The organism is Klebsiella pasteurii (assembly GCF_018139045.1).
In the GTDB taxonomy this organism is placed as follows: domain Bacteria; phylum Pseudomonadota; class Gammaproteobacteria; order Enterobacterales; family Enterobacteriaceae; genus Klebsiella; species Klebsiella grimontii.
Genome location: NZ_CP073236.1, coordinates 1,918,826 through 1,937,098, shown reverse-complemented (window position 1 = coordinate 1,937,098; position 18,273 = coordinate 1,918,826). Strand labels below are relative to the sequence as shown.

General features: G+C 55.3%; 19 protein-coding genes. 14 read left to right on the top strand and 5 right to left on the bottom strand.

All coding sequences use genetic code 11. The features are described from left to right. Positions 1-24: 24 nt before the first annotated feature. From dacD to cobS, 7 genes are all read left to right on the top strand, one after another. Positions 25-1,191, top strand: coding sequence for a serine-type D-Ala-D-Ala carboxypeptidase DacD (gene dacD, locus KCG39_RS09135; RefSeq protein WP_211811588.1), 1,167 nt, complete (start codon positions 25-27; stop codon positions 1,189-1,191). Between the two features lie 153 nt (positions 1,192-1,344). Next, positions 1,345-2,781 (top strand): capsule assembly Wzi family protein, encoded by a 1,437-nt coding sequence (locus tag KCG39_RS09130; RefSeq protein ID WP_142468557.1) that lies wholly within the window; start codon positions 1,345-1,347, stop codon positions 2,779-2,781. A 126-nt stretch (positions 2,782-2,907) separates the two neighbouring features. Further along, the gene (gene sbmC, locus KCG39_RS09125) at positions 2,908-3,381 is read left to right on the top strand and encodes a DNA gyrase inhibitor SbmC (protein ID WP_142468558.1); all 474 of its coding nucleotides are present in this window, start codon (positions 2,908-2,910) and stop codon (positions 3,379-3,381) included. Positions 3,382-3,483: 102 nt separating this feature from the next. Continuing rightward, a complete protein-coding gene (locus KCG39_RS09120; RefSeq protein ID WP_004122357.1) occupies positions 3,484-4,542 on the top strand; it encodes an FUSC family protein in 1,059 nt (352 codons plus the stop codon). Positions 4,543-4,710: 168 nt separating this feature from the next. Then, positions 4,711-5,046, top strand: coding sequence for a DUF496 family protein (locus tag KCG39_RS09115; RefSeq protein ID WP_004103624.1), 336 nt, complete (start codon positions 4,711-4,713; stop codon positions 5,044-5,046). A 193-nt stretch (positions 5,047-5,239) separates the two neighbouring features. Continuing rightward, on the top strand, positions 5,240-5,473 hold the full coding sequence (locus tag KCG39_RS09110; protein WP_004122355.1) for a bifunctional adenosylcobinamide kinase/adenosylcobinamide-phosphate guanylyltransferase: 234 nt from the start codon (positions 5,240-5,242) through the stop codon (positions 5,471-5,473). A gap of 39 nt (positions 5,474-5,512) precedes the next feature. Continuing rightward, positions 5,513-6,253 (top strand): adenosylcobinamide-GDP ribazoletransferase, encoded by a 741-nt coding sequence (gene cobS / locus KCG39_RS09105; protein ID WP_004122352.1) that lies wholly within the window; start codon positions 5,513-5,515, stop codon positions 6,251-6,253. A gap of 254 nt (positions 6,254-6,507) precedes the next feature. Here cobS and KCG39_RS09100 read toward each other — a convergent pair whose 3' ends face one another. Further along, positions 6,508-7,617: an adenosylhomocysteinase gene (locus KCG39_RS09100; RefSeq protein WP_087829196.1), complete on the bottom strand. Its 1,110-nt coding sequence runs from the start codon at positions 7,615-7,617 to the stop codon at positions 6,508-6,510. Between the two features lie 185 nt (positions 7,618-7,802). On the opposite strand from KCG39_RS09100, the gene KCG39_RS09095 reads away from it, so the two are divergent. Continuing rightward, the gene (locus tag KCG39_RS09095; protein WP_142468559.1) at positions 7,803-8,534 is read left to right on the top strand and encodes an HPP family protein; all 732 of its coding nucleotides are present in this window, start codon (positions 7,803-7,805) and stop codon (positions 8,532-8,534) included. Between the two features lie 49 nt (positions 8,535-8,583). Here the strand turns inward: KCG39_RS09095 and KCG39_RS09090 are convergent, their stop codons facing one another. Continuing rightward, positions 8,584-8,973, bottom strand: coding sequence for a tautomerase family protein (locus KCG39_RS09090; RefSeq protein WP_112167192.1), 390 nt, complete (start codon positions 8,971-8,973; stop codon positions 8,584-8,586). 114 nt (positions 8,974-9,087) lie between these two features. Here KCG39_RS09090 and KCG39_RS09085 point away from each other — a divergent pair, with 114 nt between their 5' ends. Next, entirely contained in the window at positions 9,088-10,005 is a 918-nt protein-coding gene (locus tag KCG39_RS09085) for a LysR family transcriptional regulator (protein WP_004122339.1), read from the top strand. Here the strand turns inward: KCG39_RS09085 and KCG39_RS09080 are convergent. Beyond that, entirely contained in the window at positions 9,998-10,729 is a 732-nt protein-coding gene (locus KCG39_RS09080; protein WP_112167195.1) for a lipoyl protein ligase domain-containing protein, read from the bottom strand. The genes KCG39_RS09085 and KCG39_RS09080 overlap by 8 nt on opposite strands. Before the next feature lie 9 nt (positions 10,730-10,738). Further along, on the bottom strand, positions 10,739-12,073 hold the full coding sequence (shiA, locus tag KCG39_RS09075; RefSeq protein ID WP_004122334.1) for a shikimate transporter: 1,335 nt from the start codon (positions 12,071-12,073) through the stop codon (positions 10,739-10,741). A gap of 303 nt (positions 12,074-12,376) precedes the next feature. Between shiA and KCG39_RS09070 the strand changes: the two genes are divergently transcribed. The 4 genes from KCG39_RS09070 (at position 12,377) to KCG39_RS09055 (ending at position 15,695) form a co-directional block, all read left to right on the top strand. Further along, on the top strand, positions 12,377-12,874 hold the full coding sequence (locus KCG39_RS09070; protein WP_004122319.1) for a putative pterin-binding protein: 498 nt from the start codon (positions 12,377-12,379) through the stop codon (positions 12,872-12,874). A 10-nt stretch (positions 12,875-12,884) separates the two neighbouring features. Further along, positions 12,885-14,810 carry a putative bifunctional diguanylate cyclase/phosphodiesterase gene (locus KCG39_RS09065; RefSeq protein WP_004122317.1) on the top strand — a complete coding sequence of 642 codons (1,926 nt, stop codon included), beginning with the start codon at positions 12,885-12,887 and terminating at the stop codon, positions 14,808-14,810. A gap of 205 nt (positions 14,811-15,015) precedes the next feature. Beyond that, positions 15,016-15,348 carry a TehB family protein gene (locus KCG39_RS09060; RefSeq protein ID WP_004122313.1) on the top strand — a complete coding sequence of 111 codons (333 nt, stop codon included), beginning with the start codon at positions 15,016-15,018 and terminating at the stop codon, positions 15,346-15,348. 8 nt (positions 15,349-15,356) lie between these two features. After that, entirely contained in the window at positions 15,357-15,695 is a 339-nt protein-coding gene (locus tag KCG39_RS09055; RefSeq protein WP_049115863.1) for a DUF1869 domain-containing protein, read from the top strand. 85 nt (positions 15,696-15,780) lie between these two features. On the opposite strand, the gene KCG39_RS09050 is transcribed toward KCG39_RS09055, so the two are convergent. Next, a complete protein-coding gene (locus KCG39_RS09050) occupies positions 15,781-16,479 on the bottom strand; it encodes a GntR family transcriptional regulator (RefSeq protein ID WP_112167196.1) in 699 nt (232 codons plus the stop codon). A gap of 257 nt (positions 16,480-16,736) precedes the next feature. On the opposite strand from KCG39_RS09050, the gene KCG39_RS09045 reads away from it, so the two are divergent. Continuing rightward, positions 16,737-18,272, top strand: a complete 1,536-nt coding sequence (locus KCG39_RS09045) for a PTS transporter subunit EIIC (RefSeq protein ID WP_142468561.1) — start codon at positions 16,737-16,739, stop codon at positions 18,270-18,272. The last annotated feature ends 1 nt before the right edge of the window (position 18,273 follow it).

Genomic DNA, 18,273 nt, shown 5'->3' with positions numbered 1-18,273 from the left:
TCTGTCAATTTAGAGGATATGCCGTTGAAAGGCCGTTTGTTTATTGCTGTATCTTTGCTCGCTACGAGCGTTTCCTGCGCATTTGCCGCCAATGATTTTCCCGTCAACGTGACGCCTCCTTCTATTCAGGCCGGTTCCTGGGTGCTGATGGATTACACCACCGGTCAGATCCTGACCGCCGGTAACGAGCATCAGCAGCGCAATCCCGCCAGCCTGACCAAACTGATGACCGGCTACGTGGTCGATCGCGCCATCGACAGCCACCGCATCACCTTTGACGATATCGTCACCGTCGGTAAAGACGCCTGGGCGCAGGGTAACCCGGTCTTTAAGGGTTCTTCGCTGATGTTCCTTAAGCCCGGCGATCGGGTCAGCGTACGCGACTTAAGCCGCGGACTGATCGTTGACTCCGGCAACGATGCCTGCGTGGCGCTGGCGGACTACGTCGCCGGCGGCCAGCCCCAGTTCGTCGCGCTGATGAACAGCTACGTGGAAAAACTGCATTTGCAGGATACCCATTTTGAAACCGTCCACGGTCTGGATGCGCCGGGTCAGCACAGTTCGGCCTACGATCTCGCCGTGCTCTCGCGGGCGATTATTCACGGCGAACCGGACGTCTACCATATGTACAGCCAGAAGAGCCTGACCTGGAATGGCATTACCCAGCAGAACCGCAACGGTCTGCTGTGGGATAAGACCATGAACGTCGATGGTCTGAAGACCGGCCACACTTCCGGCGCCGGCTTCAACCTGATTGCCTCCGCGGTGGACGGCCAGCGCCGGCTGATTGCGGTGGTGATGGGCGCCGACAGCCCGAAAGGGCGTGAACAGCAGGCGGCGAAGCTGCTGCACTGGGGGCAGCAAAACTTCGATACCGTCCAGGTCCTGCAGGACGGCAAGCAGGTCGGCGTTGAGCGAATCTGGTATGGCGATAAAGAGCTGATTAAGCTGGGGACCGATCAGGACTTCTGGCTAGCGCTGCCGAAGCCGGAAGTCGCGCGCATTAAGGCCAAATACGTGCTGGATAACAAAGTGCTGGAAGCGCCGATTGCCGCCCACCAGCGGGTGGGCGAAATCTCCCTTTACGATGGTGATAAAGTGGTGGCCCACTGGCCGCTGGTGACGCTGGAAAGCGTTGGCAAGGGCGGCATGCTGTCGCGCTTTAGCGATTACCTGCATCAAAAACTGTAACTGTCCCGCCGCTCCGCCCGGAGCGGCATTTCGTAGCTGTTTGATTATTATGCCGCTTCGGTTGGCGCTTCGTTTACTTTCACTCCATTACCTTACCCGGTCACCCTTCAGGAAAAAGCCTGGCGTTTCTGCGCCATAAATGGAGCTGGGAAGATGAAATATTTTGCGCGTAGTGCGCTTTCTCTGGGACTTATCGCCGTTTTTAGCACCTCCAGTTTTGCCTCTGGCCTCGTTCTGGCCGATAACGAATTTCGCAATGATTTAGCCTGGTTATCCGACCGTGGAACCCTCGCGTTAAGCCTGTCGACCTGGCCTCTGAGCGAAGAGGAGATTAACCGCGCGCTGGCCAATGCCCATCCGACAACCTCAGCAGAGCGGGTCGTGTTGAACCGGGTGAATCAGCGATTAAGCGCGCTGAAAGCCGATGTCCGCGTCACCGGCTACAGCGCAACCGACAAGCCGGGCACGCCGCAGGGGTTTGCCCAGTCCTATCCCGCCAACCAGTCGCTTTCTCTCGCCCTGAACAACAGCGGCGAATGGTGGGATCTGCACCTACAGGGCAATGTTGAAGGCGACAAGCGTATCAGTAACGGTTCGAACGTGAACGCCAACGGGGCATACGGCGCGGTAAAACTGTGGAACCAGTGGCTGGCGTTCGGGCAAATTCCACAGTGGTGGGGGCCGGGCTACGAGGGCAGCCTGATTCGCTCCGATGCCGCGCGACCGATGACCGGTTTTCTGCTGCAGCGTGCCGAACAGCGCGCGCCGGAAACCTCCTGGCTGAGCTGGATTGGCCCCTGGCAGTATCAGCTTTCCGCCAGCCAGATGAGCCAGTATGCCGCCGTACCGCATACCAAAATCTTCGGTGGTCGCCTGACTTTTTCACCAATCTCCTCGCTGGAACTGGGGGCTTCGCGCATCATGCAGTGGGGCGGCGAAGGGCGACCTTCATCATTCAGCAGCTTCTGGGATGGTCTGACAGGCAATGACAACACCGGCGAATCGGCCGACGATCCCGGCAACCAGCTGGCCGGTTTTGATTTTAAGCTGAAGCTGGCGCCCACACTCGGCTGGCCGGTGAGCATTTACGGCCAGATGATCGGCGAGGACGAAGCCGGATATTTACCCTCGGCGCATCTCTATCTTGGCGGCGTGGAAGGGCATCACCAGTGGAACAGCAATGCGGTTAACTGGTATCTGGAAGCCCACGATACCCGTTCGAACATGGGGCGCACCAACTACATCTATAACCACTTCATCTATAAAGACGGCTACTACCAGCAGGGCTATCCGCTGGGCGACGCGATGGGCGGCGATGGGCGTCTGTATGCCGGTAAGGTGGAGCTGGTAACCGAAGAGAATCAGCGCTGGAGTGCGCGTCTGGTCTACGCTGAGGTCAATCCGAAGAACCAGCGAATCAATAAAGCCTTCCCGCGCGCCGATACGCTGAAGGGCGTACAGCTGGGCTGGAGCGGCGATGTCATGCCGACGGTACGCCTGAATACCTCCGTGTGGTACACCGACGCTAACCACAGCGCCAGCGACGATGTCGGGGCCAGCATCGGCGTTGAGCTGCCGTTCAGTTTATAACCGGACGGCGGTGGTTTTTTACTCTTCTTGCCGCGCGGATTTGTGAATTGCCGCACATACTATGGCTGATAGTACTGCTAATTTATGTGTATGTATATACAGTATTTTATCAACGGTGGAGGCAGCATGGAATATAACGTTAAGTCCGTGGGCAAGAAGAAAATTGCCGGGTTTCATCTGGTCGGGCCCTGGGAGCAGACGGTTAAACAGGGGTTTGAACAGCTAATGATGTGGGTTGATAACTGCCAGGTTCCGGCGCAGGAGTGGGTGGCCGTTTACTACGACAATCCTGATGAGGTCCCGGCGGAAAAGCTGCGCTGCGCGACCGCCGTCACGGTGGCGGAAGACTACTCAATCCCCGCCAACAGCGAAGGCGTGATGATGACCGATATCGCCGGCGGAGAGTACGCGGTTGCTCGTGCCAGAGTCGAGAATTATGACTTTGCAACGCCGTGGTATCAGTTCTTCGAGAGCCTGATGCAAAGCAAAACGCACCAGATGGCGATGAAACCCTGCTTTGAAGTCTATCTTAACGATGGTAACCAGGACGGCTACTGGGATATTGATATGTATATCGCGGTTGAGCCTGCGATGAAGTAAATCGAACATTGTCCCTTCGCTGGACAAGGTTTATTACATTCGCGTGATGCTTGCGGCGAAAAAGCAGTTACAATTGGCCTTTTCGTTGTGTCGGAGTAGGTTGTGCGCGCGGATAAATCACTTAAGCCATTTGAAATTCGGCTGTATCGCCATTACCGCATCGTCCATGGCGTGCGAATAGCATTGGCCTTTGTGCTCACCTTTGTGCTGGTGCGCCTGCTTAACGTTCCTGAAGGCACCTGGCCTCTTATCACCCTGGTGGTGGTGATGGGGCCAATCTCCTTCTGGGGAAACGTCGTACCGCGCGCGTTTGAACGCATCGGCGGCACGATCCTCGGCTCGGCGCTCGGGCTGGTGGCGCTTAAGCTGGAGCTCATCTCGCTGCCTATCATGCTGCTGTGGTGCGCGGTGGCGATGTTCCTGTGCGGCTGGCTGGCGCTGGGCAAAAAGCCTTACCAGGCGCTGCTGATTGGTATCACCCTGGCGGTGGTTGTCGGCGCGCCGCCGGGCGATATGACGACCGCGCTGTGGCGAAGCGGCGATGTTATCTTCGGTTCCCTGCTGGCGATGCTGTTCACCGGTATCTGGCCGCAGCGAGCCTTTCTGCACTGGCGCATCCAGATGGCCAACTACGTCACCGCCTTCAATCGGCTTTATCAGGCCGGCTTCTCGCCGAACCTGGTCGAGCGTCCGCGTCTGGAAAAGCACCTGCAAAAGGTCCTCAACGACGTGGTGAAAATGCGCGGATTGATTACGCCCGCCAGCAAAGAGACGCATATCCAGAAAGCCATCTTTGAGGCGATCCAGACCGTTAGCCGTAACCTGGTGTGCATGCTGGAGCTGCAAATCAACGCTTACTGGGCGTCGCGTCCCGGCCACTTCGTGATGCTTAATGCCCATACGCTGCGCGAAACCCAGCAGATGACTCAGCAAACGCTGCTGACTATCGCCCACGCCCTGTATGAGGGCAACCCGCAGCCGATCCTGGCCAACAATGAAAAGCTCAACGAAATCGTTGCCGAACTGCGCCAGCTCATCAAAGAGCAGCAGGACGACAATTTCTCCGAAACGCCTATTCATGGTTATGTGTGGTTAACTATCGAGCTGGCGCGCCAGCTTGAACTGCTGTCGCATTTAATCTGCCGGGCATTGCGTAAATAAAGACCAGACTCGCGTGGTTTTTCCATCGCTTGCTTCGATTCAGCAGCGTTTAGGGTTATGATAACGGCAAAGGAAAAAACATTGTCATCAGCGGCTGCTAACAGTTATGTTAGCCCTATGTAGCAGTCGCTTTAGCGAATCCGAATCTCAAATATTAGGGGTATAAAAATGGAAACAACTAAGCCTTCTTTCCAGGACGTACTGGAGTTTGTTCGCCTGTACCGTCGTAAGAACAAACTGCAGCGTGAAATTCAGGACGTTGAGAAAAAGATCCGTGATAACCAGAAGCGCGTCCTGCTGCTGGACAACCTGAGCGACTACATTAAGCCGGGCATGAGCGTTGAAGCTATTCAGGGCATCATTGCCAGCATGAAGAGCGATTACGAAGATCGCGTTGACGATTACATCATCAAAAACGCCGAGATCTCCAAAGAACGTCGCGACATCTCTAAAAAGCTGAAAGCAATGGGCGAAGCGAAAGTAGAAGATAAATCTGCCGAGTAATGCCCGTTTAAGCGCTCCGGCGGCGCTCGCTGCCGGAGCTCCTCTTCTTTCTCTTGCGCCATCTCGCAAATCCTTCGCAAAACAGCCTCTGCAACGCTGAATCTTTCCCCAGGAATTTGGTATACTTCCGCGGTAAACATATTGATATCGGAAGGGTTTATCTCATGCTGTCCCTGCAACAGGTGCCGCCGCGATGATACTGATGACCGGCGACGCGCTTAGCGGCCAACGCCGCGACGCCGAATCTTTACTCAACTCTTTCGTTTCGGCGATCTACATCGCTACCTCCCGGATATCCGACAATCAAATCGCTGCGCGCATTCAACACCACCGTGATACCCGGCTTGCCCACTGGCGGCTGGAAGAACGCGGCCGCGCTAAAGCCGCGCGTACAAGTCAGGTTACGGCCGGCGGCGGAGGTGCATAACCGCTGGCCGCAGGGTTTATCGACAGGAGTCCTCTCTCAATGATTAAGTCTTTTTTTGCCGCATTATCGTTTATCAGCCGCCTGCCGGTCCCGGCGCGTTTATCCCAGGGGCTGGAAATTGAACAATATCAACGCAGTATTGTTACTTTCCCCTTTGTCGGCCTGCTGCTGGGGGCGATTGCCGGCGCCGTCGTGATGCTGCTCCAGCCGTGGTGCGGCGGCCCGCTTGCCGCGCTGCTCGGCGTGCTGGCGCTGGCGCTGTTGACCGGCGGTTTCCATCTTGATGGGCTGGCGGATACCTGTGATGGCATCTTCTCCGCCCGCCGCCGCGAACGGATGCTGGAAATTATGCGCGACAGTCGGCTGGGCACTCACGGCGGGCTGGCGCTGATTTTCGTGCTGATGGCTAAAGTGCTGGTGGTCAGCGAGGTGGCGCTGCGCGGTACGTCGGCGCTTGCCGCGCTGGCGGCCGCCTGCGCCATCGGTCGAGGTATGGCGGTGCTGCTGATGTATCGCCAGCGCTACGCCCGCGAAGAGGGGCTGGGCAATCTGTTTATCGGCAAAATCACGCTGCGTCAGTCGCTGATTACCATGGGGATCGCCCTCGCGCTGGCGACGCTTCTGCTCGGGGTCAACGGTCTGCGGGCGGCGCTTATCACGCTGGTACTGGTCTGGGCGTTAGGTCAGGCGCTGAAGCGTACCCTGGGCGGGCAAACCGGCGACACACTAGGCGCGGCGATTGAGCTGGGTGAAGTCATATTTCTGCTGGCCCTGCTGTAGGATTGGTTTTCATCCCGGTGGCGCTGCGCTTAGCCGGGCTACGGGTTAGCAGCAGTCTGCGGGCCGGTAGCCCGGACAGGCGCATCGCGCCGCCTCCGGGGAATATGGCGGGGTAACGGATCGGCGTGGCTTCTCCCGGCTCGCGCTGCGCTTAGCCGGGCTACGGGTTAACAGCAGCCTGCGTGCCGGTAGCCCGGACAGGCGCATCGCGCCGCCTCCGGGAAATGTGCCGGGATATTATCCGGCACTTATGCCTATAGCGCTTTTTGCCATACGCTCTGCGGCAGGAGATAAACGTCCGCCGGTGCCGTCATGCCGTCGGTCACAATATGCTGAATGCCGCTGGCCATCACCGCCAGGGTGACGTCAAAGGCGTTCAGGCTATCGCCAAAGCCCGCGGTCAGGTTGAGCATCGAACCGTTCGCCATCAGATAAACGGTTTTATCGCCCATCCGGTAAGCGTTGATATAGGGCATGACCTCTTCATGACTGAACTGGCGCAGGTACTCGCAATCAATCTCTTCCGCCACGTGACCCACGTTGAGAATAAACACCCCATCTTTGGACTTATCCAGCGCCTGGCGGTTAACGACTTTTTTGCCGCCGGTCGCCGTGGCCACCACGTCCGCCGAGGCGATAGCCTCCTGTAATTCAACGACGTGCCAGCCGTCATAGGCCGCCTGTAATCTCCGTGCTGGGTCGATTTCCGCTACCATCACCTGGCCGCCGAAGGCCTTCGCCGCCGCCGCGACGCCCTGACCGACCAGACCATAGCCGATGACCAGCACTTTTTTCTCATGCAGGGTCAGGTGGGTCGTCTGGAAAAAGGTATGCCACGCGGTCAGGCCGACCATATGACGGTTGTGCAGGCCTTCCTTAACCGGCAAATCATCCCAGTTAAAAATCGGATAGCCAGGACGAATATCGCCCAGACGGCTCACGCCCGAACCTGTCGCTTCAAGCCCGGCGACAACGTTGCCAAACTCCCCGCGCTGATGCAGTAGGGTAGTAATATCCGCGCCCATTTCGCACAGATGCGTCGGCTGCCAGGCAATCGCTTTTTCCCACGACTGCTGCCAGTCGGCGTCGCTCATATCGCGCCATGCGCAGGCCTCCGCGCCGCGTTCTACCAGCCAGGCGACAACCTCATCCTGTACCGTGGTTGGGTTACAGGTGGTGAGAAAAACCTTCGCGCCTTTCTCCAGGATCCCCTGCACCAACGGGATCATTTTCATATCGAGATGCATACAGCAGGCCAGACGCACCTCGCTGAGATCGGGCAGGGCGGCGACCTGACGCAGGGTGCGCGGCATATTCTGACTGGCCCATGCGATTTCTTTCTCTAATTTTATTTTGTTATTCAACGTATTTGACCTTCAATCCATAGAATGCTGATACCCAGAGGTGAGGGGATTTTAACGTAGCGCGCGCCGTTTTTACATTCACAAAATGAATGGCCAAAAGCCACGAAAAAGACATGGTTGTTAAAATAAGGTTAAAAAAAGAAAATGAAGCATAAGTTTTTACGATGACGTAAGCGAGCAGCAGGATGTTAAGCGTATTACCCGGATCGATCTTTTCGCGGATCCGCATTTTTCTCGGTCGCCTGAAGCCACACGCCTTACCGGTCGCCAGAAAACATATTGTTCTGGCCTCGATCGGCGCCGGGACGGGCCTGGCGGTGACCAGTTTGTTCAGCCACTGGCTGTTAGGCGAGGTTAATATCTGGTTTATCGCCCCCATGGGCGCCTCGGCGGTACTGCTGTTTGGCGTCCCGAGTAGCCCGCTGGCCCAGCCGTGGTCGATAGTCGGCGGCAACGTGCTCTCGGCGCTGATCGGCGTGACCGTGGGCATAGCGATCCCGAACCTGGCGCTGGCCTGCGGGGTGGCGGCAGGGCTGGCGATCGCCGGTATGTACTTCCTGCGCTGCCTGCATCCGCCGGGCGGAGCGGTGGCGTTAACGGCGATCCTCGGCGGGGCGGGGGTACAGAGCGAGGGCTACCACTTTGTTCTGACCCCGGTATTACTCAATTCCCTGATGCTGGCGCTGCTGGCTATCGTCTTCAACAACCTGGTCGGACGACGCTACCCGCACCCGCTGGCCGCGGAAGAGGTGAAGGATAAAGCGGTACCGCTGGGCCTGTCGGTGACCCGCGATGATATTCACGCGGCCCTGCTGGACGGCCAGTTTCTCGACATCGATGAAGACGATGTGCAGGAGCTGCTGGAAAATATAGAACAACAGGCCAGACTGCGGATCGCCGGCGCCCGCCGATCCTGATTTTCCCACCACCCGCAGGGCGATGCGGCGAGCCGCATCGCCGCCAGGGCTAAAGTTCGCCGGTAACGTACTGCGCCACGCCGCGGCCAAAACTCCAGTCCCCTTTGTGGTTGCTGATGAGCGAGATCATCAGGTCGTCGCCGCTCAGCCCGCACTGCTCCTCAAACTCAGCTTGCAGGGTGGCATAAAAAAGCTGCTTCTGCGCTTCGCTGCGCGGGCTGGTATAAACCCTCACCACCACTACGTCCCGGCTTCGCGTCAGCCCCAGCCCGGTATCTTCAATAATCATATGGTGAGCTTTGTTTTCGTGAACAATCTGGTAGCGGTCGCGCTCTGGCACCTTGAACGCCCGCACCACGGCGCGATGTGCCGCATCCAGCAGGGTTTTGATCTCGCTCTCGCTGCGTCCTTCAATGATATCAAACGTCAGTAATGGCATAGCAGATGATCCTTATTGTCGGGTTAACGGTCTGTGAATGTGATGCTAACCAATGCTGATGACGGCAAAAACCGCTATATTTGAACGCATTGTTTTTCTCTGTGAACAATCGATATGCGCGAGTTACGCCCGGAAATTTACTGGACCCATCTGTACTGGCTTACGGTGCTGGAGGAGCAAAAAAGCTATACTCGCGCTGCGGAAAAGCTGGCGGTCAGCAAATCCGCCATCAGCCAGAAAATTAGTGAACTGGAGCGGGTCACCGGGAAAACGCTGGTGCACCGCACCACCCGCAACGTGACCCTAAGCGAAGATGGCCTGCGGCTGGTGGCGGAACTGAACGAGCCGTTTGGGCAGATCCGTGAGATCTTTACCGGCACCTGCGACGAAGAAGGCGGCCCGCTACGCGGCACCCTACGCCTGACCGCGCCGGTGGCATTCTCACGTCAGCAGCTGGTCCCTGCCATTACCCCTTTTCTGCATCAGCATCCGCAACTTCATCTCCAGCTGGAGGTGACCGATCGGCTGGTGTCACTCGCCAGCGAGGGGTTCGACCTCGCCATTCGCCACTGTCGTCGCGAGCTGCTGCCGGAGACCCACGTGGCCTGGCCGCTGTGCCGTACGACCACTCTGGTGGTCGCCTCGGCGGACTATATTCGCCGCTTTGGCCGTCCCGATTCGCCTGACGCGTTACGTCAGCATCAATGCCTGACCTACCCGCGCGGGCCGCAAAGCCCGCACTGGACCTTTGAGCGCAACGATGAGCGGGTGAGCGTTAAGGTGCAGGGGCCGTTTGCCACCAATAACAGCGAATCCCTGCGCGACGCGGTGCTGGCAGGGCTGGGCATTGCCTTACTGCCGGATTTTAGCGCCAGGGAGGCGATTGGACGCGGGCTGGTACAGGAACTGCTGCCGGGATGGCGGTCGGTGGATGTGTTTGCGGAAAGTCTCTACGTCATTCGCCCCTACACGCCGCGCGTATCGCGGGCGGTAGAGACCTTTAGCCGCTATCTGAAGGCGACCTTCAGCTGATATTATCCAGCTGCTGCGCCAGCGCCTCGCGAAAGCGCGGCAGCAAATCGGCCCCGTCTGAAATCAGCTCCGCCAGGGTCACGGTTTTATCGGCGCGGTAAACCCGCCCGCTGCCGAGCCGGGCTTCAAAATCATTGGCTGCCCGGTGAGCCGCTGCCAGGTCGGCATCCAACAACACCACAGCGTGCGCGAGAACCACATGGCCTTGACCTTCGGCCATCGGTCGCCAGTACTGTGCCGTGCCGGCTATCTTTCGCGCATCCCCGCCCTCGCCGCAGGCCAGATTATAGCGACCATCGCAAAATGAACCCTTGACCGCCTGAAAGTGGCTGGTCACCCCGAAAGCCGCCAGAGTGCGCTGCAGCAGCGCGCAGAGGGAAAGATAAATCGGCTCTGCGGCTTCGCCCAGCGACTGATAAACCGGCCAGGCCAGGCTGAGATTAACAATTCCCGGCCCCTGCGGCACCAGCCCGCCGCCGGAGCGGCGCAGCCAGACCGGCCATCCCCGTCTGGCGAACTGCTCGCTCGTCGCCGGGAGTTCAGCAAATTTCCGATAGCTTCCCGGCACCACAAACCCCTGCGGGGCCTCCCAGAGCTGAGCCACCGCTTCCCCGTCGCGAGCCTGATCAAACAGCGGCTGCTCGGCCAGCGTTGGGTCTGCGCAGTAACGAACCGGCAGCTGCTGGTGGTTAAAACGCAGCGGCCAGCAGGGATCCTGAGTCATCATTTCTCCTTACAGATGTTCTTCGTCATGGCGGCTGGGTTTCATCAGCATCGCCGTGAGGGCGGAGAGCAGGCAGCCCGCGGTCAAGTAGATAGCGACGCTATGCCAGGCGCCGCCCGATAAGGTGACCAGGGCGGCGGCGATAAACGGCGTAAAACCGCCGCCGACGACGCTGGCGACCTGATACCCCACTCCGGCACCGCTGTAGCGATAGCTGGCGCCGAACATTTCGGTAAACATCGGCTGCTGTACACAAACCACCATGTCGTGCGCGATATTCGCCAGCATGAGCGCGAAAAACAGGATCCAGAAGTAAGACTGGCTTTCGAGCGCCATAAAGAATGGGAAGCCGCTGAGGGTACCGATCAGGGCGCCGGTGATATAGACGCGGCGTCGGCCGAAGCGGTCCGCCAGCCAGGCGAAGCAGGGGATCGTCAGGCAGCTGATGGCGCCGACGAGCAAGCCAATATTCAGGAACAGCTCGCGCGGCAGACCGAGGTTTTGCGTCGAATAGTTGAGCGCAAAGGCGGTCACGATATACATGGTTAGCAGTTCGCACAGGCGCAGACCGATAATCATTAAGAACGCGCCCGGATGGCGGAGTAGCGCTTCCACGACCGGCAGACGCTTTTTCTTTGGCTGCTGCTGCTGTTCGCGCTGCTGCTGTTCAAATTCGGCGGATTCCGCCATACCGTTACGGATCCAGAGCGCCGCCAGCACCAGCACGACGCTAAACAGGAACGGCAGACGCCAGCCCCAACTGAGGAACTGTTCATCGGTGGTGCAGGAGCTTATCAGCGATACCAGCCCGGTAGAGAGCAGCAGCCCGACGCCGTAGCCCACCTGCACGCCGCTGCTGTAAAATGCTTTCTTATTTTTCGGCGCACTCTCTACCGCCAGCAGCGCCGCGCCGCCCCATTCACCGCCCACCGCAAACCCCTGGACGGCGCGCAGCAGGACCAGCAGAACCGGCGCCCACCAGCCAATCTGGCTGAAGGAGGGAAGCAGACCGATACAGGCGGTGGCGATCCCCATCATCCACACCGTCAGCATCAGCATGCGTTTGCGGCCGAGGCGATCGCCAAAATGGCCAAAGATAATGCCGCCGAGAGGGCGGAACAGGAAGCCGACGCCGAAGGTGGCAAACGCGGCGAGGGTCCCCATTGCCGGGCTGATTTGCGGGAAAAATTCCCGGTTAAATACCAGCGCGGCGGTGATACCGTAGAGAAGAAAGTCGTACCAGTCGACCACGGCCCCGGCGAAGCTGCCCCAGGCCGCTCTGCGGGCGCGGTTGAGTGAGCATGCCTCCTTGCCGGGGCGTTGAGAAATTAACGTTGAGTCCATACCTGTCCTGTCTGTTGCTGAGTTTCTAATTATTGGAATGAGACGCTTTTCGGATCCGCGCCAGACTTGAGACTACCGCGCGGACGGTTAAGAGAAAAGATTTTTACCTTCTCTGCGCGTTTAAAGGCATAAAGGGTTTGCTTAACCAGGCGCGGGACGTCCTTGCGACGCGTTCAGAATGTGAGCTTCGGAGTCCGCTTATTGTTTTAAATTTTAATTTTTGAACTCAATGGGGACACCTTTTAAGAAATGACTTAAATGGTTTACAATTAACAAGTCTCCAATTTCGGAAGGGTGAGTTAAATGCGTTTAATTTTTGCAGCTTTATTTTGTGTTATGGTTTCCCCTTTCGCTTTTGCAGAAAAACTGCCAGCGCCGGTGGGCAAACCCGTTTTAACTATTTCCGGCCTGATTAGTAATACGAATGAGGGTGATACCGCCGTTTTTGATGTCGCGGCATTAGAAAAACTGGGGATGGAAACGGTGATCACAACCACGCCGTGGTACTCGGGAAAGGTGCGCTTTGACGGCATTTCCCTCAGTAAACTCATGGATTTAGTTGGCGCCAAAGGTAAGTCGGCGCGGGTGCTGGCGCTGAACGATTACACTACCCTCGTCCCCATCGATGATTTTCATAAATTTCCGGTAATTTTGGCTTTAAAAATGAACGGCGAATATATGCGCATTCGCGATAAAGGGCCTTTATTTATTGTTTATCCCTACGACAGTAGCCCGGAATTGCAGAATCAGATTTATTATTCCCGTTCGGCATGGCAGGTTTCGAAGATTATAATTGAGTAAGGGTTTGATCTTGAATCGAATACTCACTGCCATTATTTTGTTGCTCTTCCTTGTGACCGGTTACATTACTTATCTGGTGCATGAGAGGCAAATTGAGCTGCAAAAATTAACGCGTTATACCGATTCGTGGTCAGTTTCCCAGATAGTCTCCGAGTATATGCGCCTCGAGGCGCGGCTAAGCGCGATGGGGCTGGAGGTGAAGGGAAGCGATCACGACGAGGTACGCCTGCGCCTGGAAATTATGATGAGCCAGATCGCGCTGCTGCAGCAGGGTGATTTGGGAAAGTTTATCGGCAAAGATCCTCACCGTAAGGCGATAGTAGACCGCCTGATCGATATTTTGGACCGGCTGGATAAGCAGTTGGATACCATGTCGACAGCGCAGCTGAAGCTGATGCTGCAGGAGATGAGCACCCTCGACGGGCCGTTGACCTCACTTGCGTCAACTTCGCTCGCCCAGGATTTTAATCTTGTTAATCTGACCCACGATAAAATACAGAACCTGTATTACATCTATTCGGCTATTTCTATTCTGCTGATTATCCTGTGTATCACTCTTGGGCTGTTGATGCTAAAGCAGAATAACACCCTGCGTCGCGCCCACGTGCGGATGAAATTACTGGCAACCGATCTGCAGGCTTCAAAAGAGAAGCTTCAGGTGCAGAACCGTCGGCTGCAGTACGATGCCTATCATGATTCGCTGACGGGTATGCCCAACCGGCTCTCTTTCTGGCAACGTCTGCAGGAGGTCGTCAATCAGGTTCGGCCCTATAACGGCTCGGCGGTCGTCATGCTGTTTGATCTGGATAATTTTAAGGACGTCAACGATACCCAGGGGCACGATGCCGGGGATAAGCTACTGCAGGATTTGGCCAGCCGTCTCTCCTTTTTTCGCAAATCGTCAGAAACGCTCTACCGGTTGGGAGGGGACGAGTTTGCCCTGGTTTCGCACGATCTCAACGAGGAAATGGCGCTGGAGCGGGCGGAGGCGATCCGGGAAAAGATCAGTCAGCCATATCAGATTTACGATACGCTGATCCAGATTGGCGCCTGTATCGGGATTGTGATCTCTGACGGGGAAAGTCGCACCGACTATTTATATAAATGCGCCGACCTGGCGCTGTATGAAGCGAAAAAAGAGGGGTCCGGTAAAGTCCAGGTATACCGCCCTGGGTTGCTTCAGCGCCAGCAGGAGAATAAATCCTTCGAAGATGATCTCATCCAGGCGCTGAACAAAGGTGAGTTCAGGGTTTACTACCAGCCGATAGCCGACACCATGAACGGTGAAATCTACGGCTACGAAGCGCTGGTGCGCTGGTTCCATCCGCTGCGCGGCAGCGTTCCGCCGACCGAATTTATCCCGGTCGCGGAGAAGATTGGGCTGATTAATCAATTGGGCGAATGGGTGTTGAGAACCGCCTGCGAAGCGGCCGCCAGCTGGTCGTCGCCGCTAAAAGTGTCGGTTAACGTATCGCCCATTCAGCTGATTAATAGCTCGCTGACCGATACCGTGGTGGCCATATTAAGAAGCACCGGGCTTGACCCGCATCGTCTGGATCTGGAGATCACCGAATCTGACGTCTTTAACGAAAATACCCGCTCTTTAGAGATCCTCAGCCAACTGCGCGAGCTCGGGGTACAGATCTCCATTGATGATTTTGGTACCGGCTATTCTTCGTTATCACGCTTAAGCTACTTCCCCTTTGATAAGATAAAAATCGACCGCTCTTTTGTCATTAATATTCCTGACCAGAAAGATGACCTCGATATCGTCAGGCTGATTATCAGCATGGGTAAAAGCCTGCATATGCGTATCGTGGCCGAAGGGGTCGAAACAGAAGCGCAGCTGCAGTCGTTACGAAAATTAGGCTGTGACCTGGTACAGGGTTATTTGATCGGTAAGCCGGGGCCGCTTAATTCACCCGAGAACAGGTAATTCATCTCTTAATACGGGCGATATTAATTTACCGGATATCGCCCGTATTTATTTTTAAATTGCTGTAATCCCTAATAGGTATAAATAGGGGTAGAGATTCGTGTCGTTAAAAAATAATACCCTTAGCGAACGAAAGGGGTATATCATATGCAACATATTTTCCTGGTTCCGACCGTATATGCGGTGCGTTAAGAGAGGCAAAATCATGCAGCGAATCATTATTCCTACCCACTATGTGCATACCCGGAGCACGCCGCTGTGGACCAAACAGACGGCGCCGGCCTCAATCTGGAAGCGGCACCTGGATGCCGGTACCCGCCAGGGCGTCTATCCGCGTCTGTCGGTAATGCGGGGGGCGATCCGCTATTTTGGATATGCTGATGAGACCAGTGCGGATCCGCTGGAAACTCTGACCATTGCCGAAGGCGAATTTGGCGTCTTTCCCCCTGAGAAATGGCACCGCATCGAGGCGTTAACGGAGGATACCGTTTTTAATGTCGATTTTTACGTTGACCCCAAAATTCTGATCGAAGGATAGACATTATGATGAACAGTGAAAATAAAGGTTATGCGTTAGCGGTTATCAACGGCAACAATAAAGAGAAAAAAGAAAAAGTCTATCTTAAGCCGATGGCTCTTTATGTACCTGATATCGCCGCCCAGGCCGTGTCTGAACTTATTTCTACGCTGTCGACGGATAACGCCGGAGAAAAAGGATTTATATTAACGGTGACCAATAATAATAACGGCGTGTCGGTCGATAGCGAATTTGCTACCCTGGCCGGGCTGCAGGATCCGCAGACGGCTGCCGACGCGGTAAAAGACCTGATTAATATTGTCCGCGGCTACGAGTCCGACGAAGAGACTAACGTCTGCGGCTGGTAGCCGTATGCCGAAGGAAAACCGTTAGCTGACGCTGGGCGCCTCGCGTTGACCCGCGCGCCGTTGGCGTCAGCGGTAGTCAGCGGTTTTAACGGCGAGTGATGTGTTTGACATTGTATTTATTAGTATTTTGGTAAATATCGGATAAATCGACAATGGTATTGTTATGCGCATAGCTAATCGACTGCACCCGTAGCAAAAGGCTGTTTTGCGGAACCTGCAAAAGTTCCGCCTGTTCGCGGGTGGCGAGAACCGGGGTATAGCTGCGGTGGCTCTCCAGAATGGTGATATTGCACTCTTTCTTGAAATAGTTAAATTTCGATCTTTCCAGATTTCCGATGCTTAACCAGGGAAAAATCGCAACCGGTATATAGCTGTTCTCAATCAGAATAGGCGCGTCGTCAATCATCCGGATGCGTCTGACGTAATAGACCTTTTCACCCGGCTCAATTTTTAACTGTTGTGCTATCGCCAGAGGCGCATCGATCATCGTGAACTCAATGACCTTGTTACGATAGTTGGTGACGCCGCCGATGTGCATCTGGTAGTTGAACCCGTCAAGTTCCCCACCGTGATAATTGCTCTTACGCGCCACGTATGAACCGCTGCCGTGACGCTTGACGATCAGTTTCTCACTCTCCAGCAGCGTGAGCGCCTTACGGATGGTCATCACTGAGACCTGCAGCTCCCCGGCCAGCGCTTTTTCACTCGGGAGCGCATCTCCGACCTCAAACTCATCGCTATTGACGCGACTTTTTAGCCTGTCAGCAATTAATTTATATATCACTTATAGATGTCTCCTGGCGGTGCTTTTTAGTGAATTTTGTTTATATATTATTGATTTTAAAAGTGTATTTATTTTTATTGGCTTTCTCATTATATCTGTCATCTATTTATTTGATTTTATTTATATATCTATTACCTCAAGAGATATATGACTTTCATCACAGATGACGATTTAACTCCTCTGATTTATTTCCGTCGACGCATAGGCTGAATCGCATGTTTCGAGCGCTGATGGTCGATAAGCAGTACGGGGGGAGAATGATCGGGGTAAAAAAATTACAGGATTTTTCGAAGGCCATGATTGGGCCTGTGTTGTATTTGCCGGTGATTGGACTGTTGATTGCGTTGCTCAGTATGACAACCAATAAAATTTGGCTAGCGGAAGACAGCTCGCTTTATCTGCTGGGGAAATACGTTTCCAGCATGCTGTGGGCAGTCATGAACAACCTTGGCTTCTTTTTTTGCCTCGGGCTGGCGGGGGGGCTGGCTAAAACCCGCAAAGCGGAAGCGGCTTTTGTTGCCGCAATGACCTGGTTTATGTACCTGGCGGCGAATAATAGTTGGCTAACTTTGACCCAGCGCCTCGCCGCCGGCGCCAGTAATGCGCAGCTTTACGGCAGCGGACAAACCTATATTTTTGGTTTCCAGGTCATTGATATGGGTGTCTTTCTTGGCATCATTCTTGGCTGTGCGGTCGCTTTTGTTCATAACCGGTTTGTCGAGATTGAGTTCCGCGGCGCATTCTCTATTTATGGCAACAGCAAGCTGGTCCTGATTATCATGATCCCGCTGGTCGGCGTATTTGCCATCGCCACGGTGTATCTCTGGCCGATCGTGGAACACGGCATTTCGGCGCTGACCGGGGTGATGAAAACCTTCGGGGCCGCGGGCGTTTTTCTATATGGTTTTCTAAATCGTTTTCTTATTCCGACCGGATTACACCACCTGATTTGGTCGCCGTTTGTGTTTACCTCCATTGGCGGACAGCTGTTGATTGATGGCCAGACGGTGGTGGGGGCAAAACCCATTTTCCTCGCGGAAATCGCCAATAACACCGGGGAGGCGTTAAGCGACTCGGCGCGATTTCTCACCTACGGTATGGTGAAAATATTCGGTACCGCCGGAATGGCGCTGGCCTTTTATAAAACCGCCCGGCCCGAAAATAAGCAAAAGTTGAAAATCACGCTTATTCCTTTGATTGTGACCTCGTTCCTGGTGGGCATAACCGAACCTTTTGAGTTTTTATTTATCTTTACCGCACCGCTGCTGTGGCTGGTTTATTCGCTGTTGGACGGTTTTTTCCAGATGCTGGCGTGGCTGCTTGATGTACGGGTCTGCGCCACCAACGGCATTATCGACTTTATTGTTTACAACATTCCGGCGGGAGCGCATCTCACGCGCTGGCCTGTGTTTGTCGCGCTGGGGCTAATGGAAACAGCGGCGATGTACTATGTCGGTATGTTTATGATTATCCATTTCAAAATGCGCACGCCCGGCCAGGAACAAGAGACTGCCGTGGTTAATCAACCGGCAAGCGCAGGTTCGCCTGACGCGGCCTCAGGGGAGCAGGTCATCCTCGGTCTTGGCGGCAAAGAAAATGTCTGTTCTGTCGATAATTGTTTTACGCGACTTCGGGTTGACGTGCGGGACCCTGCATTGATTCAGGAACATATTCTGAAGACCAGCGGCGGTACCAGCGTCATTATTAAAGGTCATCACGTTCAGGTTATTTATGGTTTAGGGGTTAATAAAATCCGTAACGCCGTGAATCACTATTTAGATGTGCATGAATAAT